Below are 24,456 nucleotides of genomic sequence, written 5' to 3'. Positions count from 1 at the left end.
ATCCACCTGATGCATCACCTGCCTCCCATACCGTCGGACCCTTGACGGATGGGGGCCGGGGATTATTCCCGGCGGCGGCAGAAAATTTTTGAAACAGAGTGGAAACAATATTTACAGTGCAGCAATTTCACTTCACCGGCGGATTGATGCTACACCTTCGGCGCGTCAGGCTTTCCCGACAGGTGTCTTCGAATGCGCAAATGGATTTTGGTGGCGGTTGTATTGGCAGCCGTTGCCGCCTTGCTGTGGTTCAAACCCTGGCACAAGGAAGGACCGCCCAAGGATCTGACGGCAACGGTCCGGCGGGGTGACATCAGCGACACGGTTTCCGCCACGGGCACGCTGGAACCATCCAAACTGGTGCAGGTCGGTGCCCAGGTGACGGGGCAGCTGAAGGCGCTGCATGTCGTGCTGGGCGACCGGGTGGCCAAGGGCGACCTGATCGCCGAGATCGATTCCATCCAGCAGCGCAATGATCTGCGGGTGGCCCGCGCTGCCCTGGCGGAAGCCGAAGCCTCGCTGAAATCCCGCCAATACCAGCTGGACAAGGCCGAGCGCACGCTGAAGCGCCAGCGCACGCTTTATACCGGCAATGCCGGGTCAGGGGCCGATTTCGACGATGCGGAAATCGCCGTCGACGTGGCCCGCGCCGATCTGGCTCTGGCCAAGGCGCAGATTGAGCGCGCCACGGTGGAAGTGGAAAAGGCGGAGGCCAATCTGGGCTACACCCGGATTGTCGCCCCCATGGATGGCCGCGTGCTGGCGCTGGCGGTCAAGGCCGGCCAGACGCTGAGTGCAGCACAGACCATCCCGGTCATCGGCGTCATCGCCGAGACCGACACCATGACGGTGCGCGCCCAGGTGTCAGAGGCCGATGTGGCCAAGATCAAACCCGGCCAGAAATTATGGTTCAACACGCTGGGTGACCGGCGCACCCGGCATGAAAGCACGGTGCGCGCGGTGGAACCCGCCCCCACCTCCATCCTGACCGCCGGGCAGGAAGGGCTGAGCAGCGCCAGCAGCCAGAGCACGACATCGCAGGCCGTCTATTTCAACGTGCTGTTCGATGCGCCCAACCAGGGCGGCAGCCTGATGCCGATGATGACGGCGGAGGTGCATATCACCACGGCCGGGGTGGAAAAGGCCCTGATCGCGCCCATGAGCGCCTTTACCGGCCCCGGTGCCGATGGGCTGTACCGCGCCCGGCTGCGCGGCCCCGATGGTAAGCGGGTGGAACGCAAGGTCAAGCTGGGCCTGACCAACCAGGTGGAAGGCGAAATCCTGGACGGCGTGAAGGAAGGGGAAGTGCTGCTGCTCTCCACCGGGATGGAAGGGCCGGGGGGCGCACCGGGGGCGGATATCGATATGGGTGGGGATGAATGACGGCCAGGCTGGAACTGTCCGGCATTACCCGCCTGTACCAGACCAGCGGGGAAACCGTGGCAGCCTTGGACGGCATCGATCTGGTGATCGAGCCGGGGGAAATGGTCGCCATTGTCGGGGCCTCGGGCTCCGGCAAATCCACGCTGATGAATATTCTGGGCTGCCTGGACCGGCCCAGCGGCGGGCATTACAAGGTGGGCGGCGAGGATGTGGCCAACCTGTCGCCCGACGGGCTGGCCCGGCTGCGGCGGGAACATTTCGGCTTCGTCTTTCAGCGCTATCACCTGATTTCCGGGCTGACGGCGGCGGGCAATGTGGAATTGCCCGCCATCTATACCGGTGAACGGTCGGAAAGCCGGCGTACCCGCGCCCATGCCATCCTGGAACGGCTGGGCCTGGGCAGCCGGCTGGCCCACCGGCCCAACCAGCTTTCCGGCGGCCAGCAGCAGCGCGTGGCCATCGGCCGCGCCCTGATGAATGGCGGCGGCGTCATTCTGGCCGATGAACCGACCGGCGCGCTGGACAGCCGCACCGGTGAAACCGTGCTGGCCTTGCTGAAGGAGCTGAACGCCGAAGGCCGCACCATCATCATCGTCACCCATGATCACGGGGTGGCGGCCCATGCCGACCGGGTGGTGGAAATCGCCGATGGCCGCATCCTGTCCGACAGCGGCCGGCCGGTGGAACGGGCGGCCCCGCCGCCACCCGTACCCAAGGCCGCCAACCCGTTCCGCCCGCTGGCGGCCATCGGGTTCAGCATCCTGGGCGCCATGGCCATGTCGATGCGGGCCATGGCGGCGCAGAAGCTGCGCACCGCCCTGACCATGCTGGGCATCATCATCGGCATCACCGCCGTGGTGGCGGTGGTGGGGCTGGGCGAAGGGGCGCAGCGCCGGGTGACGGCGGAGTTGAGTGACCTGGGCACCAACACGCTGGGCATCTATCGCGGGCGGGGCTGGGGCGACATGAAGGCGGCCCGCCTGTCCAAGCTGACCCTGGCCGATGCCGATGCGCTGGCGGCCCAGCCCTATGCCGATGGGGTGACGCCGGAAATGTCCGGCTCCGTCACCGCGCGCTATGCCGCCAATTCCGCCACCATGTCGGTGACGGGGGTCGGGCTGGATTATTTCCGCGTCAATGGCATGAAGCTGAAATCCGGCCGGCTGCTGACGGCAGCCGACCTGAACGGCGTGCAGCCCAGCATCGTGCTGACGGACAAGACGGCGGAAAGCCTGTTCAAGGGGGAGCCGGGCGACCCGATCGGCCGCATCATCCTGGCCGGCCAGGTGCCGGCCACCGTGGTGGGCATCATAGAATCCAACCGCCAGGGCATGGGCGGCGGCAGCCGGGCCACCGGCTATATGGCCCATACGGCCCTGCGCGCCCGGCTGACCGGCAGTGCCGACCTGGATTCCATCACCGTGCGGCTGAAGGATGGGGTGGACAGCGCCAGGGCCGAAAAGGCGCTGAGCACCCTGCTGATCCAGCGGCATGGCACCAAGGATTTCAACATCTTCAACAGTGACCAGATCCGCAAATCGATCCAGCGGACCACGGCCATCTTCAGCCTGATGATCTCCGCCCTGGCCGGGGTGGCGCTGGTGGTGGGTGGCATCGGGGTGATGAACATCATGCTGATCGCCGTGACGGAGCGGACACGTGAAATCGGCCTGCGCATGGCGGTCGGCGCCCGCCAGTCCGACATCATGATCCAGTTCCTGATCGAGGCCATTGCCGTCTGCATGGTCGGCGGGTGTACCGGGCTGCTGATCGCCTTCGGGCTGGGTGGCCTGTTCAATTCCGCCAATTTCGGCCTGTCGATCATCATCACCCCCGCCGCCATTCTGCTGGCCTTCCTGTCCACCATGCTGATCGGCCTGATCTTCGGCTTCCTGCCGGCGCGCAAGGCCGCGCGGCTGGACCCGGTCGATGCCCTGTCACGGGATTGAACAACCGATGCGCGCCCGCCTGCTGCCCTGTCTGATCGCCCCGCTGCTGCTTTCCGGCTGCCTGACCACGCCCGCAACTTATCAACGCCCGCCACTGCCGGGCGGGCTGGACTGGCAGGGTGAACAGCCCGCCGGCACACCGGCATCCCCTGCCCCAACCGCGCCGGTGCCGGCGCCGGCCGATCCCTGGTGGCATTCCTTCGGCGATCCGGGGCTGAATGCCCTGATGCCGGTGGTGCTGGAGGCCAATAATGACGTGTTCAGCGCCGCGCTGCGCGCCCGGCGCGCCCTGCTGGAGGCTGATCTGGCCGGTGTGCCCCGCATTCCCAGCCTTTCCGGCTCCGTCAGTACCGGGCGCAACATGCCTTTGTCGGGCGATGGGATAGCGCGCAACAATGTCGGCACCAGCCTGGGCCTGTCCTATGAGGTCGATCTCTGGGGCCGCATCGCCGCCAGCCGAGGGGCAGCGGGGATGGAGGCACTGGCCTCGGCCGAAGATGTGGAGACGGCGCGGCTGACGGTGATTGCCGCCACGCTCTCCACCTGGTGGCGGCTGGCCCATGCCAACCAGTCCATCGCCAGCGCGCGGGCCGGGCTGGAAACCACCTACCGCACACGGGAGATCGTCGCCACCATGCTGCGGGCCCGCACGGCGTCGGAGCTGGAACGGCTGGAGATGGAACAGACGGTGGAAGCGCAGCTTTCCAGCCTCGCCGCATTGGAGCGGGAGCGGGATGCCCAGCGCGCCGCCCTGGCCGTGCTGCTGAACGGGGCAGCCAATCCGGCAGCCGAACCGCAGATGCTGCCGCAAGGCGCGCTGCCGCCGCTGGCCCCCGGCCTGCCCGCCAGCCTGTTGTCACGACGGCCGGACCTGCGCGCGGCCGAGCTGCGGCTGCGCGCCACGCTGCGCCGCACGGATGAACGCAAGGCCGGCTATTTCCCGGCGCTGACCTTGTCGGGCAGCCTGTCCACCAGCGGAGAGAAGCTGGCCGAATTTCTGACCAATCCGGTCGGCGCGCTGGCCAGCCAGATCAGTATGCCCTTCCTGAACCTGAAGGAAATGGGGCTAAACCTGAAGGTCTCCCAGGCGCAGTATGAGGAGGCGGTGGCCAGCTTCCGCGGTACCGTGCTGACGGCCCTGTCGGAAGTGGTCACCGGCCTGTCAGCGCGCGAAACCCTGCAGCGCCAGGATGATCATCTGGCCCGGTCGCTGACCCTGCAACGGCAGGTACAGGCGCTGTATGATGTGCGGCTGCGGGCCGGTGCCGTGCCGCTGCGCACCTTGCTGGAAGCGCAGGAGCGCACCCGCACGTCCGAAAATGCTGTGATCGACAACCGGCTGGCCCGCCTGCTGAATGAGGCGACGCTTTACCGGGCGCTGGGGGGCAGCCCGGCTGCCCCGGTCGAATAAAGCCCGCACCTGGGGACATGGCACGTTCAAGTGCCCTGTCCCCAGGTGCTTGATCTTACTTCTCCACAAACGCCTTTTCGATCACGTAATCGCCGGGCGTGTGTGCAGCGCCTTCCTTGAAGCCGCGTTCCTGCAGCAGTTCCACCGTCTCCGCCAGCACGGCCGGGCCGCCGCAGATCATCACCCGGTCGGTTTCCGGGTTCAGCGGCGCGGCCTTGATATCCTCAAACAGCTTGTGATTGCGGATCAGGTCGGTGATGCGGCCCTGGTTGCGGAAGGCTTCACGGGTGACCGTGGGGTAATAGGTGAGCTTTTCTTTCAGCTGTTCGCCAAAGAACTCATTATTCGGCAGCTCATTGGTGATCAGGTCGTGATAGGCCAGTTCCCCCACCTCGCGGCAGGTATGGGTCAGGATCAGCCGGTCATATTGTTCATAGAGTTCCGGATCGCGGATCAGGCTCATGAACGGGGCAAGCCCGGTGCCGGTAGAGAACATGTAAAGGTTCTTGCCGGGCTTCAGGCTGCTGGTCACCAGCGTGCCCACCGACTTGCGGCCATGGATCACCGTGTCGCCCACCTGGATATGCTGCAGGCGGCTGGTCAGCGGGCCGTTGGGCACCTTGATCGACAGGAACTCCAGATGTTCCTCGTAATTCGGGCTGACGATGGAATAGGCGCGGGTCAGCGGCTTGCCATCGACCATCAGCCCGATCATCACGAAATGCCCGTTCTCAAACCGGAAGGCCGGGTCGCGCGTGCAGGTGAAGCTGAACAGCGTGTCGGTCCAATGGTGGACGGACAGCACCTTGCCTTCGATGAACGCGCTCATAACTCGACTTCCTTCAATCCGGCGGGTGGGGTCATGGGCGATGACAGAGTCCCGGCACCCTGATGCGATGCACTATCAGCTAAAATACATAGGCGTTGCGTTCAACAGCCTATTTCACATCAGAATGTGCAGCATGTGCATGGCTGCTGTGACGCCCAACAGCAGCATTAACGTATATGATAATCATTATCAACGCAATTTCGTTGATTTTCCTCGATTTTTTGTCCGAATGGGAAACTCTATATTTAACGTAGGGATATTGGAGAAATAATATTTCACCTCGACAAGCGGCGCTGCACATCCCAAACCATTGGCTATGCCGCGACTGCGGTAAGGGAGGGATGGGTTACCATGGCGTTGCGTGGTTTTCCGGTGACATTGCCCCTGGAGGGGCAGCCGGTACTGGTGGTAGGAGGTGGTGAACTGGCGCTGCGCAAGGCGCGGCTGGTTGCCAAATCCGCCTGCCGCCTGACCATCGTGGCCCCTAACCCCTTGCCGGCTTTGGTTGCCCTGGCTTCGGAAATTCGTGAGCGGGATTTCACACCTGCCGATCTGGAAAATCATCGGCTGGTCTTTGCCGCCACCGATGAAGAGGCGGTGGATATTTCGGTGGCCGAAGCAGCGCACAAGGCCGGCGTGCTGGTCAATGTGCCGGACAAGCCGCGACTCTGCAGCTTCATCATGCCGGCCATCATTGACCGCGAACCGATCAGCATCGCCATTACCAGCGGCGGGGCCAGCCCGGTGCTGGTGCGCCGCCTGCGCGAACGGCTGGAAGCCGCACTGGAACCGGGCTTGGGCAAGTTCGCCCGCTTTCTGGACGGGTTCCGCAGTGCGGTGAAGGCCACCCGTGATGATGAAACCGCCCGCCGCCGCTTCTGGGAAGCGGTGATTGACGGGCCGGTGGCCAAATCCTTCCTGGCGGGGGACGAAAAAGCCGCCCATGAAAAGCTGATGCTGGCGCTGAACGATGCCCAGTTCGGCCAGCAGGCCGGCGGGCGCGTGGCGCTGGTGGGCGCCGGCCCCGGTGACCCGGACCTGTTGACCCTGCGCGCGCTGCGCGTGCTGCAGGATGCCGACGTGGTGGTGCATGACAAGCTGGTGGATGAGCGGATCATGGATTATGTCCGCCGCGACGCCCGCCGCCATTATGTCGGCAAATCCAAATCCCATCACACGATGAGCCAGGAGGCCATCAACCAGTTGCTGGTGGCCGAGGCCAAGGCCGGCCACCGCGTCGTGCGGCTGAAGGGGGGCGACCCCTTCATGTTCGGGCGCGGCGGGGAAGAGCTGGAAGTGCTGCGCGCCGAAGGCATTCCGGTGGAAATCGTGCCCGGCATCACGGCGGCACTCGGCTGCGGGGCGTCCACCACCATCCCCGTCACCCACCGCGACCATGCACCGGGCGTCACCTTTGTGACCGGTCATGGCAAGGATGGCGAACCGGATTTGGATTGGCAGGCGCTGGCCCGGCTGCGCCATACGCTGGTGATCTATATGGGGCTGACGGCAGCGGGTGCCATTGCCCGCCGGCTGGTAGAGGCCGGCATGTCCGGCGATACCCCGGCGGCCCTGGTGGAAAAGGGCACCCGCCCGGACCAGAAGCTGGTGGTGGGCACGCTGGAAGCCTTGCCCGATCTGGCGGCCGCCCACGGGCTGACGGGGCCCGCCATCATCATTGTCGGTTCCGTTGTCACGCTGGCCGACCCCGCCCGCATTACCGAACTTGTCCCGGCGCATCTGCGCCAAGCCGTCTGACGAAAGCAGCAGGAAGGTCGATCCCCAAATGTTGGTCAAAGCCAAGGGTGCCCAGCAATCCATCACCGGCAGCCGTCTGATTGACGGTGTGGCTGTCTGGCTGGGTGCGGGCAATCAGTGGGTGGAGCGTGTGGCCGATGCCGCCATTTTCGAAGGCGAGGCCATTGCCCAGGCGCTGGATACCGCCAAGGCGGACGAAAAGCGGCAGATCGTCGTCGATGTCTATCCGCTGGATGTGGAAGCCACAGCCGATGGCACCCGCCCGCTGCATATCCGCGAACGCATGAAGGCCATCGGCCCCAGCGTGCGCCGTGACCTGGGCAAGCAGGTCACCGGCCCGACGCCCGCCCTTTGATCCATGACCGGTAACCTAGGCTTATACCCCCATGCCTGACACGACCGTGACCAGCCCCCGCAGCAATCAGCCGGCAGACGCGCACGCCGCCGTTTACCGTTATGACGAGTTCGACAAGACCTTCATCTTTGAGCGGGTGGAGCAGTTCCGCGCCCAGGTGGAACGCCGCCTGAAGGGCGAGATCACGGAGGAAGAGTTCAAGCCGATCCGGCTGATGAACGGGCTCTACCTTCAGCTTCACGCCTATATGCTGCGGGTTGCCGTGCCCTATGGCATGTTGGACAGCACCAAGCTGCGCCGTCTGGCCCGCATTGCGCGCGTCTATGACAAGGGCTATGGCCACCTGACCACCCGGCAGAACATCCAGTTCAACTGGCCGGAACTGAAGGACATTCCCGCCATTCTGCATGAGCTGGCGGAAGTGGATATGCACGCCATCCAGACCAGCGGCAACTGCATCCGCAATGTCACCACCGACCAGTTCTGCGGGGCGGCGGCGGATGAGCTGGTGGACCCGCGCGTCTATGCCGAAATTCTGCGGCAATGGTCCACGCTGCACCCGGAATTCACCTATCTGCCGCGCAAGTTCAAGATCGCCATTTCCGGCGCGCCGAACGACCGCGCCGCCGTGCAGATCCACGATGTCGGCCTGATCGCCAGGAAGAACGAGGCCGGCGAGATCGGCTTCACCGTCTATGTCGGCGGCGGGCTGGGCCGCACGCCCTATCTGGCCACCAAGGCGCGCGACTTCGTGCCGGTGCCGGAAATCCTGGGCTATCTGGAAGCGGTGCTGCGCACCTATAACCAGTTGGGCCGGCGCGATAATATCTACAAGGCGCGCATCAAGATCACCGTCAATGAGATGGGGCCGGAAAAGTTCATCGGCCTGATCGAAGAGGAATATGCCCGCCTGCCCCGGCAGAAATATTATCTCGACCCCGCCATCGTCGCGGCGATTGAGCAGCATTTCACGTCCCCGCCGTGGGAAAGCCTGCCGGCGGTGTCGGAGAAGTTCGAGGCGGCCAAGGCCGCCGATCCGGCTTTCGCCCGCTGGACCCGCAGCAACCTGAGCGCCCACCGGGCACCCGGTTACGCCATTGCCACCATCAGCGTGAAGCCCATCGGCGGTATCCCCGGCGATATTGAGGCGGACCAGATGGAAGCGGTGGCCGATCTGGCCGAACGCTACAGCTTTGGGGAGCTGCGCGTCAGCCACGAGCAGAATCTGGTGCTGGCCCATGTCAAACAGGATGACCTGTATGATCTGTGGCAGGGGCTGGACAAGGTGGGGCTGGGCACGGCCAATGCCGGCCTGATCTCCGACATCATCGCCTGCCCTGGCCTGGATTATTGCGCCCTGGCCAATACGCGCTCCATCCCCATCGCGCAGGAAATTTCCGAGCGCTTTGCCGATCTGGACCGCCAGCATGATCTGGGTGAGCTGAAGATCAAGATCAGCGGCTGCATCAATGCCTGCGGCCATCACCATGTCGGCCATATCGGCATTCTGGGCGTGGATAAGAAGGGCGAGGAATTCTTCCAGATCCTGCTGGGCGGCGATGCCACCAATACGGCAGCCCTGGCGGAGATTGTCGGCCCCGGCTTCTCCTATGACGAGATCGTCAATGCGGTGGAAACCGTGGTGACCACCTTTGTCGGCCTGCGTCAGCCGGGCGAACGCTTTATCGACACGTTGGCCCGTACCGGCCACGCCCCGTTCAAGGAGGCCCTCTATGCCCGTGCTTGATCATGGTCAGGAGATCGAAGACCGCTGGACCGATCTGGCCGATGATGCGGCCCTGCCCGCCGAAGGTGGGGTGATCGTTTCCCTGGAACGCTGGCGGGCGGAGCGCGATGCGTTGATCGCGCGCGGCCAGCCGGTGGGGGTGCGGTTGAAATCCAATCAGTTGGCCACGGAACTGGCGGATGATCTGGCCCATCTGGGTGTGGTGGCCGTGGAGTTCCCCAAATTCCGCGATGGCCGCGCCTTTTCCGCCGCCCGCGAGCTGCGGGAGCGGTTTGGCTACAAGGGCGAAATCCGCGCCTTCGGCCATATCATCCCCGACCAGTATCAGTTCCTGACCCGGTTGGGCGTGGATACGGTGGTGGTGCCGGCCGATCGCGTCGGCCCCGCCTGGGCCCATGCGCTGACAGAAATTTCTATCGCCTATCAGCCGGCTTTGCAGGATCACGGCACCGTCTCCCTGCTGCGCCGGCATCTGAAGGCAGAGGTCGAGGGATGAGCATGAAAGCGCTGGCCGCGAAGGCGCGCGATTTGACCGCCGCCTATGGCCATCTGGAAGGCGAGGCGCTGCTGCGCCCGCTGATCGAAGAGGTGTTCAAGGGCCAGCTGGCGCTGGTGTCGTCCTTCGGGACGGAATCGGCGGTGCTGCTGCACCAGATTGCGCAGATTGACCCGTCGCTGCCGGTGCTGTTCGTCAATACCCGCAAGCTGTTCGGGGAGACGCTGCGCTATCGCCGCACCCTGGAACAGCGCCTGGGCCTGACCGGTATCCGCGAGCTGTCGCCGACGCCAGAGGCGGAGGCGACGCACGACAAGGATGGCGTGCTGTGGCGGGCCGATAACCTGGCCTGCTGCGATTTCCGCAAGGTGAAGGTTCTGGATGCGGGCTTGGCCCCGTTTGACGCTTGGATCACCGGACGCAAACGCTATCAGGCCACCACCCGCATCGAACTGCCCTTGTTTGAGGCGGCGGATGGCCGGATCAAGATCAACCCGCTGGCCGGTTGGGACCGGGCGGATGTGGAAGCCTATCTGGACCGGTATGACCTGCCCCGGCATCCGCTGGAGGAGGATGGCTATCCTTCCATCGGCTGTATGCCCTGTACCGACCGGGTCGCCCCCGGTGAAGACATTCGAGCCGGCCGCTGGCGCGGCCAGGAAAAGACGGAATGCGGAATCCACCTGCCGCTTTCCCCGATAAACAGCTAAGGGGTGGGAGCCTCCAAATGAGCAGCCTCGATCAACAGCATCTCGACCATCTCGATCAACTGGAAGCCCAGAGCATCTATATCCTGCGCGAGGCGCGTGTACGCCTGAAGCGGCTGGGTCTGCTCTGGTCGCTGGGCAAGGACAGCAATGTCCTGATCTGGCTGTGCCGCAAGGCCTTCTTAGGCGAGCTTCCCTTCCCGGTGGCGCACCTGGATACCGGCCTGGAATTCCCGGAATCGTACGAATTTCGTGACCGGTACACCAAGGAATGGGGCCTGAACCTGATCAAGGATGAGTGCCCGCCGATTGAGATGACGGACCCGACCCTGCCGCCGGGCACCCGTGTGGCGGCGCGCAAGTCGCTGGGTCTGGCGGCGGCCCTGGAAAAGTACCAGTTTGACGGGCTGATCACCGGCATCCGCCGCGACGAGCAGGCCACCCGCGCCAAGGAACGCATTTTCAGCCCGCGCGGGCTGGATGGTTCCTGGCAGGCGGCCAACCAGCCGCCGGAATTCTGGGACCAGTTCACCATCGAACGCGCACCCGGCACCCATATGCGCGTGCATCCGCTGCTGGCCTGGACCGAGTTGGACGTGTGGCGCTATATCCAGCGGGAAGAAATCCCCCTGGTGCCGCTCTATTTCGCCAAGGATGGCAAGCGCTTCCGCTCGCTGGGTGAAATCGGCATCACCTTCCCGGTGGACAGCAACGCCAGCACCATCGAGGAAATCATCGAGGAACTGGAGAATACCCGCACGCCCGAACGCGCCGGCCGGTCCATGGACCATGAGGCCGAAGACGCCTTCGAACGCCTGCGCACCACCGGTTATCTCTAAGCCTTCGCGGAAAAGAGCAAGATCATGGCACCCGCCGCTACCCTGGCCGCCCCGCGCGCCGAAGCCCCGGTCCTGGCCCCCCGCAAGGCCCAGGCCCCCTATCCGATCGTGATTGTCGGCCATGTCGACCATGGCAAATCCACCCTGATCGGTCGTTTGCTGCATGATACCGACAGCCTGCCGGAAGGCCGTCTGGCCGAATTGCAGAAGGTTTCCAGCCAGCGCGGGCTGGAACTGGAATGGTCCTTCCTGCTGGACGCCTTGCAGATCGAACGTGACCAGGGCATCACCCTGGATACCACGCGCATCTGGTTCAAAACAGCCAAGCGCCCCTATGTCATCATCGATGCGCCGGGCCACCGCGAATTCCTGCGCAACATGGTGACGGGGGCGTCGGGTGCCGATGCCGCCGTGCTGGTGACGGATGCCGAACGCGGCGTGTCGGAACAGACCCGACGCCATGCCTATCTGCTGTCGCTGCTGGGCGTCACCAAGGTGATCGTCGCCGTCAACAAGATGGACCTGATGGGCCATGCGGAGGCGGCGTGGCAGGCGGTGAAGGACGAAGTTTCGGCCTATCTGGCCAAGCTGGGGATGCAGCCGCTCTATGTCATCCCGCTGTCGGCGCGCCATGGCGACAATATCGCCACGCGCAGCCAGCAGATGGGCTGGTATCAGGGGCCGACCCTGCTGGAAGCGCTGGATTTGCTGACCCCGCCGGCAGGCCGGGCCGATGCCACCTTCCGGATGCCGATCCAGGACGTGTATCGTCGCGGCGACCGCCGTATGGCCGTGGGCCGGATCGAGACGGGCCGCATCCGCTTAGGCGACAAGGTGGAAATCGCCCCCACCGGCCAGCCGGCCACGGTGGCCAGCATCGATACCGGTCGCGGCGATGGCGAACAGTTCGCCCGCGCCGGCCAGTCCGCCGCCATCTCCTTCATTGAAGATGCGGCCCTGGCGCGTGGCCAGATCATCGCGCCCGCCGGCCATATGCCGCATCTGGCGCTGGCGCTGCGCGTGCGGGCCTTCTGGCTGGACAGCGAACCGCTGGTCGTCGGTTCCCGCCTGACCCTGCGCCTGACCACGGCCGAACATGCCGTGGTGGTGGAGAAGTTCGAACGCATCGTCGATGTGGAAAACCTCAACGATGCTGACACCCAGGAACTGGGCCAGGGCGGTATCGCGGAGATTGTGCTGCGCAGTGCGGCCCCCATCGCCTTTGACCCCCATACCGATCTGCCGATCACCGGTCGCGCGGGCCTTGCCCGTGGCACCCGCATCGTCGGTGGGGCCGTGGTGCTGGGGGCGGCGGAGAATGCCGCCAGCGTTAAAGGCCCGGTGACGGCGGTTGACAGCTCCGTTGACCGTGCGGCGTTTGAGGCGCGCAACGGCCATCGCGGTGGTGTGCTGTGGCTGTCCGGCCTGTCGGGTGCCGGCAAGTCCACCGTGGCCATGGGCGCGCAGCGCCGCCTGTTCGACGATGGCTGGCGCGTGCTGGTGCTGGATGGCGACAATCTGCGCAAGGGCCTGAACAAGGATCTGGGCTTCAGCCCGGCCGAGCGGCTGGAAAATGTCCGCCGCGTGGCCGAAGTGGCCAAGCTGATGGCGGAAAATGGCAGCGTCGTGCTGGTCAGCCTGATCTCCCCCACCGCGGAACTGCGCGCGCTGGCGCGCTCCATCATCGGTGACGGGTTCCATGAAGTGTGGGTGAAGGCCGACGTCAATACCTGCGCCCAGCGTGACCCCAAGGGCCTTTACGCCGCCGCCCGCGACGGCAAGATCGCCCAGTTCACCGGCGTGTCCGCCCCGTTCGAGGCCCCGACCAGCCCCGATCTGGTGCTGGATACGGCGGAATTCGACATCCCCACCACCACCGAACTGCTGATCGCCCATATCCGCCGCAACCTGGCCCTGGACCAGGCCGACGGTCACGCTGTGGGTATTTAAATGTGACAGGGGGCGGCCGTCACAGGCCGCCCCTTTTTATGCTGATGCCGCCGCAGCGGCGTTGGACGCATCGTCGGCGACCACCACCCGGTCGCGGCCCTGCTGCTTGGCGACATAAAGCGCGGCATCGGCCCGGCCCAGCAGGTGGGCAATGTCCCCATCCGCGGCCTGGAAACTGGCCACCCCCAGGCTGGCCGTCACCCGCACGGCCAGCCCTTCATGGCTGATCGGCAGGTCGCTGATCACCCGGCGCAGCCGTTCCGCCAGTTCCTGCGCCTCTGCCAGCGGGGTTTCCGGCAGCAGCACGGCCATTTCCTCCCCGCCATAGCGCGCCACCCGGTCGGTGGAGCGCACCGCCGCCAGCAGACGGCGCGCCGCCTCCTGCAAGGCGACGTCGCCCATGGCGTGGCCATGCGTGTCATTGATGCGCTTGAAATGGTCCAGATCAATCAGCAGCAGGCTGAGCGGGCGGGCATAGCGGGACGCCCGCTCAATCTCCGCCTGGGACAGTTCATCGAACCGCCGCCGGTTCAACAGACCGGTCAGCGGGTCGGTGCTGGCCAGCCGCTGCAGCTCGGCATTGGCGTCCATCAGGTCACGGGTGCGGTCCGCCACCACCGATTCCAGGCGTCGGCGCTGGTGACGCAGGGCGGCCGTGCGGGCCTGCACCAGCAGCGCCACCAGCCCCAGCCCCAGCAGAAGGGCCGCCGCCTTTGCCCACAGGGTCTGGTACCAGGCCGGCAGCACCTTCACCGCCAGGGAGCGGATGCTGGCCCCCCATTGCCCATCCTTGTTGGTGGCCCGCAGCCGCAGCACATAATCACCGGGCGGCAGGTTGGTATAGGTGGCCGTCCGGCTCAAGGCATCAGCCTGCACCCAGCCCTCATCAAAACCGCTGAGATGATAGGCATAGCGCACCGAATCCGGCCCGGCAAAATCCAGGGCGGCAAAGGACAGGGCCAGCGTGCGGCTGTGCGGCGGCAGTATAATCTGGGCCGGGCTGCTGGGCGGGCGACCGGCAACCGCGCTGACGGCATTATTCAAGCCCGCGGACGGCACCGGCCGATTATCGATCCGCATATCCGTCACCACCAGCGGCGGCTGATAGGTCCAGTCGCGCAGCCAGGCCGGCCGCGCGATGCTGAGCCCTTCCCGCCCGCCGAACAGCAGGGCGCCATCCGGCAGGGCGGCACCGACGGCCATGCTGGCCCCATGCACCCCCACCCCATCATCCAGATCAAAGGCCCGCACGCTGAGGGTTTCCGGATCGATGCGGGCCAGCCCGCCTTCCGTATTGGCCCAGACGCGGCCATCGGCATCCTGCACCAGGGCATGGACACTGTCGCCGGGCAGGCCGCTGCGGCTGTTGACCTGATGGAAGCGGAAATACCCCTCACCGGCGTTCTTATCCTGAACGCTGATACCGCCGCCCAGCGTCCCCACCCAGAGCTGTCCGTTCCGGTCATGGAGCAGGGCGGTGATGAAATTATGCGCCAGCGAGCGCAAATCCCAGGAACGGTTCTGCACCCGCCGCAGCCGGCCCTGACTGGTATCCAACAGATGCAGGCCATTATGGGTGCCGACCCAGATGGCCCCGCCAGGGGCCTCTGCCAGCACGCGCACCCGATCATCGGACAGGCTGCCTTCATCATCGGGATCATGCCGATAACGGGTGACAGCACCGCTGGCCGGTTCGTAGCGGATCAAGCCATCGCTGGCCAGCCACAGGGCGCCTTCCACCGGCAGAATGGCGTAAACCGGCAGCAGGTCCAGGCCAGCCGGCAGGGGCACCCGCTCCACCCGCCCGGTCTGCCGGTTATAGCGGACCAACCCCAGCAGGGTGCCGATCCAGACATCGCCCGCGGCATCCTGCGCCAGGGAAAGCACCGTGGCACGCGGCAGTGCCGCACCATCGCCGGTACCCGGCAGCAGCCAAGAATGGCGGCCGCTGGCCGGGTCCAGCCGTTCAATCCCCTGCCCTTCCAGCCCCAGCCATACTTCCCCCTCGCGGGTGGTCAGGGCAGAGCGTACCAGCGCCTGCCGGGGGGCGGCAGCCGGACCCGGCAGATAGAAGACCGAGAGAATGCCGGTATTGGCAGGATTATGCACATTCAGCCCGCTGCCCCACGTGGCAACCCAGATCAGCCCGGCCCGGTCGCGCAGCATCATATGAACGATGTCACCGCTGAGGCTGGTGCCCAGTGCTGGATCGTGGCGGATGGGCCGCACCGTGCCCGTCGCCTCCTCCAGTTCCAGCAGACCGCCGGGGCTGGTCGCCAGCCAGATGCGGCGACGGGAATCGCCCCCCGCGATGGGCGGCAAATCCTGGAAAGCCTGGATCACATGATGATCTGTCATCTGATCCGTTGCCAACCGGACATCATAAAGGCGCACCGTCTGGCGCGCCGGATCATGGCAGAGCACGGAACCCGACCGGGTGGCCACCCATAAGCGGCCCTGATCATCGCTGAACAGGGCGGAAATGGCGGCATCATCGGGCAACCCTGCCTGCCGCAGCAGGGCCCCGGCATCCTGAAACGCGGGGTCAGCTTGCGTCTTCCGCCGCAGGCCGCGGCTGGTGCCGATCCACAGCACGCCATCATGGTCAACCTGCAGGGCCGTTACATCAATGCCCATCCCCGCCATCACGGGCGCCGGCCCTTCCAGGGGAACGGTTTGCAGCACGCCGCTGTCAGGGTTCATCCGCACCAGGCCGGCGCGCGTGGCCAGCCATAAATCCCCTTTTAAATCCTCTGCGATGCGTTCCACCGGCACCTCGCCCCGGCCACCGGCATGGACGGCGTAGCGCGCAAAGCCGCCCGTGTCCGGCACATAGCGGACAAGACCGCCCGTGTTGGTGGCCACCCACAGCCGCCCCGCCCGGTCCACATGCAGGGCATTGACATAGCCATCGGGCAGAGAGGCAGGGTCACGCGGATCGGGCTGGAACAGGGTGAAACGATAGCCATCATAACGGGCCAGCCCCACCGGCGTGCCCACCCAGATAAATCCCGCCCCATCCTGGGCAATAGCGGTCACGATATCGCCGGGCAAGCCGCGTTCCCGCCCCAGGCGCTGGAACATCACCGCCGACTGATCTTCCCAATAGCGCTCAGAAGCCGGCGCCGCCATTGATCCGCCCGCCAGCAGCAGGCAAGCCGACAGCACCATCCAGGCCCGGTATCCAAACCACCGCCTGAACCCTGCCAGAATATTAAAGATCAATGCTTTGGCTTTTCTGTTCATCTCTTGCGCATACCGCCCCCGCATAGGGGCAGCCATGAATGAAGGATCGTCCTGTACGTCGCTTATGGCAGATGGCGTGCCCGGATATTTTGGAACATACAAAGAAAATCATACTGAGTTATTAAAGAAGCCGTCCAAAACGGCCTATGGTGGCATGTGGCAACGCTGCAAAATCCCCGTGCCCATGCTATACCAAACCACGATGGGCAGAACCCATCGTGGTTTGGTAATGCTGCGACTGCCGCCGCGCGGCACGTGCCGCGTGAAGCCAAGCCAACGGATGTTGGCGCCGGCGTTTGAGGGCATTGATCGGAACCAATAGGTTCTGATCAAGGCAACGGCGTATGGTCCTGTTGCCGTTTTGGAATGAAGGCCGCCCGTTGCCGGCGGGTGGATCAAACGATGCGCACGATATATTTCCTCGATGATGGCCCGTGCCTCGGGGATAGCCTGATCGATTTCCTACAACTCTACGGATATGCGGTCCAGTTTTTTGACAATCCTGCGCAGCTGGCCGCCGGGATGGCAGAGGCGGTGCCGGATGCGGTCATTCTGGGTGCGAGCCAGCAGCCGCTGGCCGAGCATATGCCGGCCCTGGCCGATCTGGTGCCCCGTGATGCGGCGGGGCAGACGCGCTGCCCGCTGATCATCACGGCGGATCAGCAGGATTTCGCTGCCCGGCTGGCGGCCGTGCGGGCCGGGGCGGCGGCGTTCCTGGGCCAGCCGGTTGACCCGCAGACATTGCTGGAACGGCTGGATGAGCTGACGGACATGCAGCCGCCGCAACCTTTCCGCATTCTGCTGGTCGAAGATGATCCGGTGATGGGGCAGGTTTATCTGGCCGCCCTGACCCAGGCGGGGATGCAGGTGCGCAGCATCGCCGATCCGACCCTGGTGATCGAGGCGATCCATGACAGCGACCCCGACCTGCTGATCACCGATCTGAACATGCCGCAATGTTCCGGCCTGGAACTGGCGGCGGTCATCCGCAGCCATGCGGATTTGACCGCCTTGCCCATCGTCTTCCTGACCGGGGATGCCGGGCAGGACAGCCGGCGCAGTGCCGTCAACCTGGGCAGCGACGCCTTTCTGACCAAGCCGGTGCAGCTGGGCGATCTGGTGGAGACGGCGCGGGCCCGCGCCCGGCGGGCACGGGCGCTGCGTGCCCTGATGGTGCGCGACAGCCTGACCGGCACCCTGAACCATGGCAGCATCAAGGAGATGCTGGTCAGTGAGCTGGGGCGGGTCCGGCGGGAGGGAGACGCGCTCTGCCTCGCCATGATCGATATCGACCATTTCAAGCAGGTCAATGACAGCCGGGGCCATGCCAGCGGCGACCGGGTGATCAAATCCCTGGCCCGGCTGCTGCGCCAGAACCTGCGCCGCAGCGACCATATCGGCCGCTATGGCGGGGAGGAATTCGCCATCATCCTGCCGCGCACCCCGCTGGCCGATGCCCAGCGCCGCCTGGACGCGCTGCGGGTGCAGTTTGCCCAGCTGGTGCAACCGCACAGAATAGGGGATTTCCGCGTCACCTTCAGCGCCGGCATCGTGCAGGATGACGGGCAGGCCGAGGCCGGCACCCTGATTGAGGCGGCCGACGCCGCCCTCTATGCCGCCAAACGGGCCGGGCGCAATCGGGTGGTGGTGGGCTGATGCGGCTATGGGCCATCGCCGACCTGCATCTGGCGGCGGCGGAAAATCGCGCCGCCCTGGCCAGTCTGCCGGACCATGGCGATGACTGGCTGATTCTGGCCGGGGACGTGGCCGAACGGCCGGACCATCTGGACGACGCTTTCAGCTTGCTGGCCCAGCGTTTCGCCCGGCTGATCTGGGTGCCGGGCAATCATGAGCTGTGGACCCTGCCCGGCCCCGACGGCCCCCTGCGCGGGCAGGCAAAATATCAGGCCATGCTGGATGTGGCCCGCCGCCATGGGGTGCTGACCCCGGAAGACCCCTACCCTGTCTGGCCCGGCCCTGGCGGGCCGGTGCTGATCGTGCCGCTGTTCCTGCTCTATGATTACAGCTTTCGCCCGGCGACGGTGGCGGCTGCCGATGTGCTGGCCTGGGCCTGGGAACATCGGCTGCGCAGCGCCGATGAGGTGCGATTGTCACCCGCCCCCCATGACAGCCGCGCCGCCTGGTGTGCGGCCCGGGTGGCCGCCACGGCGGAGCGGCTGACGGCAGAACGCCCGCCCGAAATGCCCACCATCCTGGTGAACCATTTCCCGCTGCGGGCCGATCTGGTGACATTGCGCCGCATTCCCCGATTCAGCCCCTGGTGCGGCACGGTGCGGACGCAGGACTGGCACCAGCGGTTCGGCGCTGTGGTCTGCGTGCATGGCCACCTGCATGTGCCGGCCACCCATTGGCGTGACGGGGTGCGGTTTGAAGAGGTCTCCCTGGGCTATCCCAAACAATGGCAGCCGCACGGGCGGGGGCCGGAACAGGCGCTGCGGCTGATCTGGCCCCCGCCCGTGACCGATAGGGGAGCAACGTTGTTATGATAGGATGGGTCACTCACCCACTGTGAAAGCTCTGCCCATGCGCGCCGCCATCCTGCTGATCCTGGTCGCCGGCCTGCTGCTGGGCCTGCTGGCCTATGCCGCCTTTCACCTGACCATGGGGCTGGAACCGCTGCCGCTGGCGGCACGCGGCGCCATGGCGGCGGCGATTATCGGGGCGCTTGGCCTGTTCATCCTGTTCACCACGCTGCAACGCCGTCAGCGCCGGCGGGATCGGGAAGAGGGGCGGGAGTGAAACGCCCCCGGCGCGATCATGTCTGCCGGACCGGCTGTCCGTTCAGCCTTTTGGTGTATTTTATGCACCATAGATGACGCATTTCGCACTTTAAGCGACGGCCGATCCGGCGTGATATCGGGACATCTTCACCCATCGCCGGACCTGACCGATGCCCACGCCCACCGCCAGCAATGCCGATCTTCTCCGCCGCCGCAGCGCCGCCGTGCCGCGTGGTGTGGCCACCGCCTTCCCCATCTATGCCGACCGGGCGGAGAATGCGGAATTGTGGGATGTGGAAGGCAATCGCTTTGTCGATTTCGCCGGCGGCATTGCCGTGCTGAATACCGGCCACCGGCATCCCAAGGTGATGGCGGCCGTGGCCGCCCAGGCCGAGCGGTTCACCCATACCGCCTTCCAGGTGGCTGCCTATGACAGCTATATCGCGCTGGCGGAGGCGCTGAACGCGCGGGCCCCCTTCAAGGCCCCGGCCAAGAGCATCCTGTTCACCACCGGGGCGGAAGCGGTGGAAAATGCGGTGAAGATCGCCCGCTGCGCCACCGGCCGCAACGGCGTCATCACCTTCAGCGGCGCCTTCCATGGCCGCACGCTGATGACCATGGCGATGACCGGCAAGGTGCTGCCCTATAAGCGCGGCTTTGGTTCCATGCCGGCGGAGGTCTATCACCTGCCCTTCCCCGTGCCGCAGAATGGCGTCACGGTGGCCGACAGCCTGAAGGCGCTGGATTTCCTGTTCGCCGCCGATATCGGCCCCGACCGGGTGGCCGCCATCGTCATTGAGCCGGTGCAGGGCGAAGGCGGGTTCCACCCGGCCCCGGTGGAGCTGCTGAAGGCCCTGCGGGAGATTTGCGACCGTCACGGCATTCTGCTGATCGCCGACGAGGTGCAGTCCGGCTTTGCCCGCACCGGCCGGCTGTTCGCCATTGAACATAGCGGCGTGGAACCCGACCTGATCACCATGGCCAAGTCGCTGGCCGGTGGCTTCCCGCTGTCCGGCGTGCTGGGCAAGGCGGAGATCATGGATCGGGTGGAGCCGGGTGGGCTGGGCGGCACCTATGCCGGCAGCCCGCTGGCCTGCGCCGCCGCCCTGGCCGTGCTGTCGGTGATCGAGGAAGAGGGGCTGTGCGCCCGCGCCGATGCCATCGGTGAGACCATCAAGGCCCGGCTGGAAACGTTCGCCACCCGCAATGATCTGGTGCCGATCACCGCCATCCGTGGCCTGGGCGCGATGATCGGCTTTGATATCGTCACCGACCGCACCGGCGGCGCGCCGGACAAGGAGACGACGGCGCGGGTGACCGCCAAGGCGCTGGCCGAAGGGTTGATCCTGCTGTCCTGCGGTACGCATGGCAATGTCATCCGCATCCTGGTGCCGCTGACGGTGGGCGATGCCGTGCTGGCGGAAGGGCTGGCCAAGCTGGAACGCGCGCTCACCCTGTGACCCGCAGCGCCTACCGGAGACGATTGACATGAGCAGTTTTCTGAACGATCCGGCGCTGCTGCGCGGGCAGGCCTTCATCAATGGCGTCTGGTGTGACGCCGATGATGGCGGTCGCTTCGATGTGGCCAACCCGGCCAGCGGTGCCGTGCTGGGCCAGGTACCGGCCATGGGTGCGGCGGAAACCGCCCGCGCCATCGCGGCGGCCAACGCCGCCCTGCCGGCCTGGAAGGCGCGCACCGCCAAGGATCGCGCCGCCCTGATGATGCGCTGGCATGATCTGATCCTGGCCGCCAAGGAAGATCTGGCCCGGCTGCTGACCCTGGAGCAGGGCAAGCCGCTGGACGAGGCGCGGGGCGAAATCGGCTATGGCTTGAGCTTTATCGAATGGTTCGCGCAGGAAGCCCGGCGCGTCTATGGCGATATCGTGCCGACGCACAAGCCGGGGGCCCGCCTGCTGGTGCTGAAGGAGGCGGTGGGCGTGGTAGGGGCCATCACGCCCTGGAACTTCCCCAACGCCATGATCACCCGCAAGATCGCCCCCGCCCTGGCAGCCGGCTGCACCGTGGTGCTGAAACCGGCCGAATCCACCCCGCTGTCGGCCCTGGCCCTGGCGGTGCTGGCGGAACGCGCGGGCTTCCCCGCTGGCACCATCAATATCGTCACCGGCGATCCGGTGGGCATCGGCCGGGAACTGACGGCCTCGCCCATCGTGCGCAAGCTCTCCTTCACCGGGTCCACCCGGGTGGGCAAGCTGCTGATGGGGCAGAGTGCTGATACGGTGAAGAAACTGTCGCTGGAGCTGGGCGGCAATTCCCCCTTCATCGTTTTCGATGATGCCAATCTCGATACCGCCATTGCCGGGGCCATGGCCTCCAAATACCGCAATGCCGGGCAGACCTGTGTCTGCACCAACCGCTTCTATGTGCAGGATGGCGTCTATGATGCCTTCGTGGACCGGCTGGTGGCGGCGACGGAGGCATTGACAGTGGGGGATGGCTGTCAGCCCGGCATCCAGCAGGGGCCGATGATCAATGCGGCCGCCATCGCCAAGGTGCAGGAACTGATCGCCGATGCGGTGGCCAAGGGTGCCCGCGTGCTGACCGGTGGCAGCCCCCATGCGCTGGGCGGCTGCTTCTTCCAGCCCACCGTCATTGTCGATGTAACGCCGGAAATGCGGCTGGCGCGGGAAGAGATTTTCGGCCCCGTCGCCGCCATCCAGCGCTTCCAGGACGAGGCCGATGTGGTGGCCCGCGCCAATGATACCGAGTATGGTCTGGCCGCTTATTTCTATAGCCGCAAGCTGGCCCGCATCTGGCGGGTGGCGGAAGCCCTGGAATATGGCATGGTCGGTGTCAATGAAGGGCTGATCTCCACCGAAACCGCACCGTTCGGCGGGGTGAAGCAGAGCGGGCTGGGCCGTGAAGGCAGCAAATATGGCATCGATGAGTATCTGGAGACCAAATATCTCTGTCTGGGTCTGGATGAGTGAACCGGCCGGCGGGCAGGGGGGGAGATGAAAATTCCCCCCCTGCCTGCCCTGCGTGCCTTTGAAGCCGTGGCCCGGCACGGCAATGTCCGCCGTGCCGCTGAAGAGCTGGGGCTGGACCATACGGTCGTCAGCCGCCATCTGCGCAGCCTGCAGGAACTGGTGGATGCCCAGTTGGTCCGCACCTCCCGCCAGGGGGTGGTGCTGACCCAGGCGGGCAGCGACTATGCCGCCCGTATCCGTTCAGCGCTGGCCGACATTGCCGATGCCACCCGCGATGTGTCGCAGGAAAAGCGGTCGGCCAGCCTGACCATTGGCTGCCTGCCCGGCTTCGCCCTGCGCTGGATGACGCCGCGCCTGCCGGATTTTCAGCGCCTGCATCCGGAAATCGATATTTCGTTGCGGCCGGGCGATATCAAGCCTGATCTGGCCGATGATACGCTGGATGCCCAGATCGGCTATGGTGCCCCGGCCACCGGTGACATGCGGGTCGCCGTGCTGGCGCGGCCGCGCGTCTTCCCCGTGGCTAGCCCCTTCTGGCTGGAAAAGCACCCGACCCTGGCCGATGATCTGGGCGGGCTTGCCACCGCCCCACTGATCCATGAGGAAAGCCATGAGCAATGGCGGGTCTGGTTCGCCGCCGCCGGCCTGACGGCGCCCAAGGAACTGCGCGGCCCGAAATTATGGCACGCGCATCTGGCGGTGGAGGCGGCCCGGCTGGGCCAGGGCGTGGCCCTGGCCAATGAGCTGATCTGCGGGGCCGATCTGGCCAGCGGCGGTCTGGTGGAACTGGGCACATCCGCCGTGGTGATGCAGCCCTATGTGCTGTTCGCCCGCCCCCGCCGCTGGAACGAGCCGGCGCTGGCCCGATTCCGCCGCTGGCTGGTGGCCCAGGTGCGCCAGGATATGGGCAGTGCGCGGCGTGCGTGAGGGGTCCGACGATTTTTCATCACATTATAGCGGAAAATCGGATTCTCGGGAGATTTCGTGTTCCCTCTGCGTCTGTCTGGAAGGTTTTCATTCATTATCAAAATCTTATACCAACCCGCCTAAAGGCTGACCTTTAGGCGGGTTGGAGGCCGGCGACCGCCGGCCCGCGCCACGTGGCGCGTAAGCCAAGCTGCCGGAGGCAGCGCCCGGCGCGTGAGGGAGCGCGAAATCTCCCTGGATCGGTCACGATCAAGGGAGATTTGTATTACTGTATCCTTACCGTCACCCCGGCGAAGGCCGGGGTCCAGAATCACAGTCGCATTGTTCTACAAACCTGGACCCCGGCCTTCGCCGGGGTGACGGTGAAAAAACTGAAAATCGCGTAATATCAACGGTCATAACTCATGCCCCTTGGCGTCATTCCCCCGCCGCCTTCTCATCCAGACGCAGCGGTCCCTGCGGGATGCTGGCCGCAGCGTGCTGCAGCGTCATGGTGTAAAGTCGGGCCACCAGCTGGCCTTTTTCTTGCGCTGTCAATGGTTTACCAGCGCCTTGCTCCCGCCGCTCCACCGTATGGATCATGGCCGCCAGCAGGATATCGTCGATCACCACGGGAGCTGTAGCGTTGGGCGCATGACCATGCATCATCTCCCCTTGCCCCAGCAGCAACCAGTTAATATCCACCCCCATGGCCGCCAGTTCGGTCAGCCATTCCAGCTTGGGTGGACCTTGGTCGGTTTCGTAGCCATTATAGGTGGAGGCTGGCAAATTCAGCCTCTCCGCCATCTGCGCACGGGTGGAAAAGCCAAAATGACGCCGAATGGCCCGCAGCCGGGCAGCGACGCTGTTCATCGCACGCCCCCCGACGGGTGGTGGCCGAATATCTGCCTGCCAATGTTTCCTCCCGTCAGGCGGGAGTGAAAATTTAGTTTAAAATCGAAAAATGACTCCCATTTTCCGTTGCGATTCGATTTTTTGGTTTGTAAGCTGCTCGCCATGGCATGGATCTTCAACACAGGGGATGTGATGGCATCTGCCAGGTGGCAGGACCGAAACAGGGAGCAATCATCAGTATCGCGCTTCATGAGGCAGCCACTCACCCTGGCGGCAGCTTGTTGCATTGCCTGCCCTGGCGGTTAGCACGCCCTGGTTTTTCCAACTGCGGTAGA

General features: G+C 65.3%; 19 protein-coding genes. 16 read left to right on the top strand and 3 right to left on the bottom strand.

Annotated features, from left to right (window positions below; translation table 11 throughout):
- Positions 1-192: 192 nt before the first annotated feature.
- The 3 genes from CHB97_RS12385 to CHB97_RS12375 are packed head-to-tail and all read left to right on the top strand — an operon-like array spanning position 193 to position 4,743.
- The gene (locus CHB97_RS12385; protein WP_089288283.1) at positions 193-1,383 is read left to right on the top strand and encodes an efflux RND transporter periplasmic adaptor subunit; all 1,191 of its coding nucleotides are present in this window, start codon (positions 193-195) and stop codon (positions 1,381-1,383) included.
- On the top strand, positions 1,380-3,332 hold the full coding sequence (locus tag CHB97_RS12380) for a MacB family efflux pump subunit (RefSeq protein WP_089288282.1): 1,953 nt from the start codon (positions 1,380-1,382) through the stop codon (positions 3,330-3,332). Before CHB97_RS12385 ends, CHB97_RS12380 begins: the two co-directional genes overlap by 4 nt.
- A 7-nt stretch (positions 3,333-3,339) precedes the next feature.
- Positions 3,340-4,743 carry an efflux transporter outer membrane subunit gene (locus tag CHB97_RS12375; RefSeq protein WP_160105796.1) on the top strand — a complete coding sequence of 468 codons (1,404 nt, stop codon included), beginning with the start codon at positions 3,340-3,342 and terminating at the stop codon, positions 4,741-4,743.
- Positions 4,744-4,798: 55 nt separating this feature from the next.
- On the opposite strand, the gene CHB97_RS12370 is transcribed toward CHB97_RS12375, so the two are convergent.
- Positions 4,799-5,572 (bottom strand): ferredoxin--NADP reductase, encoded by a 774-nt coding sequence (locus CHB97_RS12370; protein ID WP_089288280.1) that lies wholly within the window; start codon positions 5,570-5,572, stop codon positions 4,799-4,801.
- Positions 5,573-5,923: 351 nt separating this feature from the next.
- Here CHB97_RS12370 and cysG point away from each other — a divergent pair, with 351 nt between their 5' ends.
- From cysG to cysC, 7 genes are read left to right on the top strand one after another with little or no spacing between them, the layout of a single operon-like run.
- Entirely contained in the window at positions 5,924-7,330 is a 1,407-nt protein-coding gene (gene cysG / locus CHB97_RS12365; protein ID WP_200819913.1) for a siroheme synthase CysG, read from the top strand.
- A 28-nt stretch (positions 7,331-7,358) separates the two neighbouring features.
- Positions 7,359-7,685: a DUF2849 domain-containing protein gene (locus CHB97_RS12360; RefSeq protein ID WP_089288279.1), complete on the top strand. Its 327-nt coding sequence runs from the start codon at positions 7,359-7,361 to the stop codon at positions 7,683-7,685.
- 31 nt (positions 7,686-7,716) lie between these two features.
- Positions 7,717-9,432: a nitrite/sulfite reductase gene (locus CHB97_RS12355; protein WP_089288278.1), complete on the top strand. Its 1,716-nt coding sequence runs from the start codon at positions 7,717-7,719 to the stop codon at positions 9,430-9,432.
- Positions 9,419-9,928, top strand: a complete 510-nt coding sequence (locus CHB97_RS12350; RefSeq protein ID WP_089288277.1) for a DUF934 domain-containing protein — start codon at positions 9,419-9,421, stop codon at positions 9,926-9,928. The genes CHB97_RS12355 and CHB97_RS12350 overlap by 14 nt, the downstream gene beginning before the upstream one ends.
- Entirely contained in the window at positions 9,925-10,638 is a 714-nt protein-coding gene (locus CHB97_RS12345; protein ID WP_371333025.1) for a phosphoadenylyl-sulfate reductase, read from the top strand. The genes CHB97_RS12350 and CHB97_RS12345 overlap by 4 nt, the downstream gene beginning before the upstream one ends.
- Positions 10,639-10,655: 17 nt before the next feature.
- On the top strand, positions 10,656-11,474 hold the full coding sequence (gene cysD / locus CHB97_RS12340; protein ID WP_029012744.1) for a sulfate adenylyltransferase subunit CysD: 819 nt from the start codon (positions 10,656-10,658) through the stop codon (positions 11,472-11,474).
- A 24-nt stretch (positions 11,475-11,498) separates the two neighbouring features.
- Positions 11,499-13,424, top strand: a complete 1,926-nt coding sequence (gene cysC, locus CHB97_RS12335; RefSeq protein ID WP_089288276.1) for an adenylyl-sulfate kinase — start codon at positions 11,499-11,501, stop codon at positions 13,422-13,424.
- A gap of 36 nt (positions 13,425-13,460) precedes the next feature.
- Here cysC and CHB97_RS12330 read toward each other — a convergent pair whose 3' ends face one another.
- Positions 13,461-16,595: a ligand-binding sensor domain-containing diguanylate cyclase gene (locus CHB97_RS12330; protein WP_160105794.1), complete on the bottom strand. Its 3,135-nt coding sequence runs from the start codon at positions 16,593-16,595 to the stop codon at positions 13,461-13,463.
- Between the two features lie 477 nt (positions 16,596-17,072).
- Here CHB97_RS12330 and CHB97_RS12325 point away from each other — a divergent pair, with 477 nt between their 5' ends.
- From CHB97_RS12325 to CHB97_RS12300, 6 genes are all read left to right on the top strand, one after another.
- Positions 17,073-18,326: a diguanylate cyclase gene (locus CHB97_RS12325; protein WP_160105792.1), complete on the top strand. Its 1,254-nt coding sequence runs from the start codon at positions 17,073-17,075 to the stop codon at positions 18,324-18,326.
- Positions 18,326-19,177, top strand: coding sequence for a metallophosphoesterase (locus CHB97_RS12320; RefSeq protein ID WP_089288273.1), 852 nt, complete (start codon positions 18,326-18,328; stop codon positions 19,175-19,177). The genes CHB97_RS12325 and CHB97_RS12320 overlap by 1 nt, the downstream gene beginning before the upstream one ends.
- A 37-nt stretch (positions 19,178-19,214) precedes the next feature.
- Positions 19,215-19,430, top strand: coding sequence for a hypothetical protein (locus tag CHB97_RS12315; RefSeq protein WP_089288272.1), 216 nt, complete (start codon positions 19,215-19,217; stop codon positions 19,428-19,430).
- 151 nt (positions 19,431-19,581) lie between these two features.
- Positions 19,582-20,871, top strand: a complete 1,290-nt coding sequence (gene gabT, locus CHB97_RS12310) for a 4-aminobutyrate--2-oxoglutarate transaminase (RefSeq protein ID WP_089288271.1) — start codon at positions 19,582-19,584, stop codon at positions 20,869-20,871.
- A gap of 28 nt (positions 20,872-20,899) precedes the next feature.
- A complete protein-coding gene (locus CHB97_RS12305) occupies positions 20,900-22,360 on the top strand; it encodes an NAD-dependent succinate-semialdehyde dehydrogenase (protein WP_089288270.1) in 1,461 nt (486 codons plus the stop codon).
- A 24-nt stretch (positions 22,361-22,384) separates the two neighbouring features.
- The gene (locus CHB97_RS12300) at positions 22,385-23,287 is read left to right on the top strand and encodes a LysR substrate-binding domain-containing protein (protein ID WP_089288269.1); all 903 of its coding nucleotides are present in this window, start codon (positions 22,385-22,387) and stop codon (positions 23,285-23,287) included.
- A 417-nt stretch (positions 23,288-23,704) separates the two neighbouring features.
- Here the strand turns inward: CHB97_RS12300 and CHB97_RS12295 are convergent, their stop codons facing one another.
- Positions 23,705-24,139 carry a helix-turn-helix domain-containing protein gene (locus tag CHB97_RS12295; protein WP_089288268.1) on the bottom strand — a complete coding sequence of 145 codons (435 nt, stop codon included), beginning with the start codon at positions 24,137-24,139 and terminating at the stop codon, positions 23,705-23,707.
- Between the last annotated feature and the right edge of the window lie 317 nt (positions 24,140-24,456).

This window comes from Azospirillum sp. RU38E (genome assembly GCF_900188385.1).
In the GTDB taxonomy this organism is placed as follows: domain Bacteria; phylum Pseudomonadota; class Alphaproteobacteria; order Azospirillales; family Azospirillaceae; genus Niveispirillum.
This window is presented reverse-complemented; position numbering and strand designations above follow the sequence as displayed.

Bases quoted from the DNA above. Each gene is read 5' to 3' on its own strand.
- CHB97_RS12385 (WP_089288283.1), top strand. From the start codon at position 193: ATGCGCAAATGGATTTTGGTGGCGGTTGTATTGGCAGCCGTTGCCGCC.
- CHB97_RS12380 (WP_089288282.1), top strand. From the start codon at position 1,380: ATGACGGCCAGGCTGGAACTGTCCGGCATTACCCGCCTGTACCAGACC.
- CHB97_RS12375 (WP_160105796.1), top strand. From the start codon at position 3,340: ATGCGCGCCCGCCTGCTGCCCTGTCTGATCGCCCCGCTGCTGCTTTCC.
- CHB97_RS12370 (WP_089288280.1), bottom strand. From the start codon at position 5,572: ATGAGCGCGTTCATCGAAGGCAAGGTGCTGTCCGTCCACCATTGGACC.
- cysG (WP_200819913.1), top strand. From the start codon at position 5,924: ATGGCGTTGCGTGGTTTTCCGGTGACATTGCCCCTGGAGGGGCAGCCG.
- CHB97_RS12360 (WP_089288279.1), top strand. From the start codon at position 7,359: ATGTTGGTCAAAGCCAAGGGTGCCCAGCAATCCATCACCGGCAGCCGT.
- CHB97_RS12355 (WP_089288278.1), top strand. From the start codon at position 7,717: ATGCCTGACACGACCGTGACCAGCCCCCGCAGCAATCAGCCGGCAGAC.
- CHB97_RS12350 (WP_089288277.1), top strand. From the start codon at position 9,419: ATGCCCGTGCTTGATCATGGTCAGGAGATCGAAGACCGCTGGACCGAT.
- CHB97_RS12345 (WP_371333025.1), top strand. From the start codon at position 9,925: ATGAGCATGAAAGCGCTGGCCGCGAAGGCGCGCGATTTGACCGCCGCC.
- cysD (WP_029012744.1), top strand. From the start codon at position 10,656: ATGAGCAGCCTCGATCAACAGCATCTCGACCATCTCGATCAACTGGAA.
- cysC (WP_089288276.1), top strand. From the start codon at position 11,499: ATGGCACCCGCCGCTACCCTGGCCGCCCCGCGCGCCGAAGCCCCGGTC.
- CHB97_RS12330 (WP_160105794.1), bottom strand. From the start codon at position 16,595: ATGGTGCTGTCGGCTTGCCTGCTGCTGGCGGGCGGATCAATGGCGGCG.
- CHB97_RS12325 (WP_160105792.1), top strand. From the start codon at position 17,073: ATGCGCACGATATATTTCCTCGATGATGGCCCGTGCCTCGGGGATAGC.
- CHB97_RS12320 (WP_089288273.1), top strand. From the start codon at position 18,326: ATGCGGCTATGGGCCATCGCCGACCTGCATCTGGCGGCGGCGGAAAAT.
- CHB97_RS12315 (WP_089288272.1), top strand. From the start codon at position 19,215: ATGCGCGCCGCCATCCTGCTGATCCTGGTCGCCGGCCTGCTGCTGGGC.
- gabT (WP_089288271.1), top strand. From the start codon at position 19,582: ATGCCCACGCCCACCGCCAGCAATGCCGATCTTCTCCGCCGCCGCAGC.
- CHB97_RS12305 (WP_089288270.1), top strand. From the start codon at position 20,900: ATGAGCAGTTTTCTGAACGATCCGGCGCTGCTGCGCGGGCAGGCCTTC.
- CHB97_RS12300 (WP_089288269.1), top strand. From the start codon at position 22,385: ATGAAAATTCCCCCCCTGCCTGCCCTGCGTGCCTTTGAAGCCGTGGCC.
- CHB97_RS12295 (WP_089288268.1), bottom strand. From the start codon at position 24,139: ATGAACAGCGTCGCTGCCCGGCTGCGGGCCATTCGGCGTCATTTTGGC.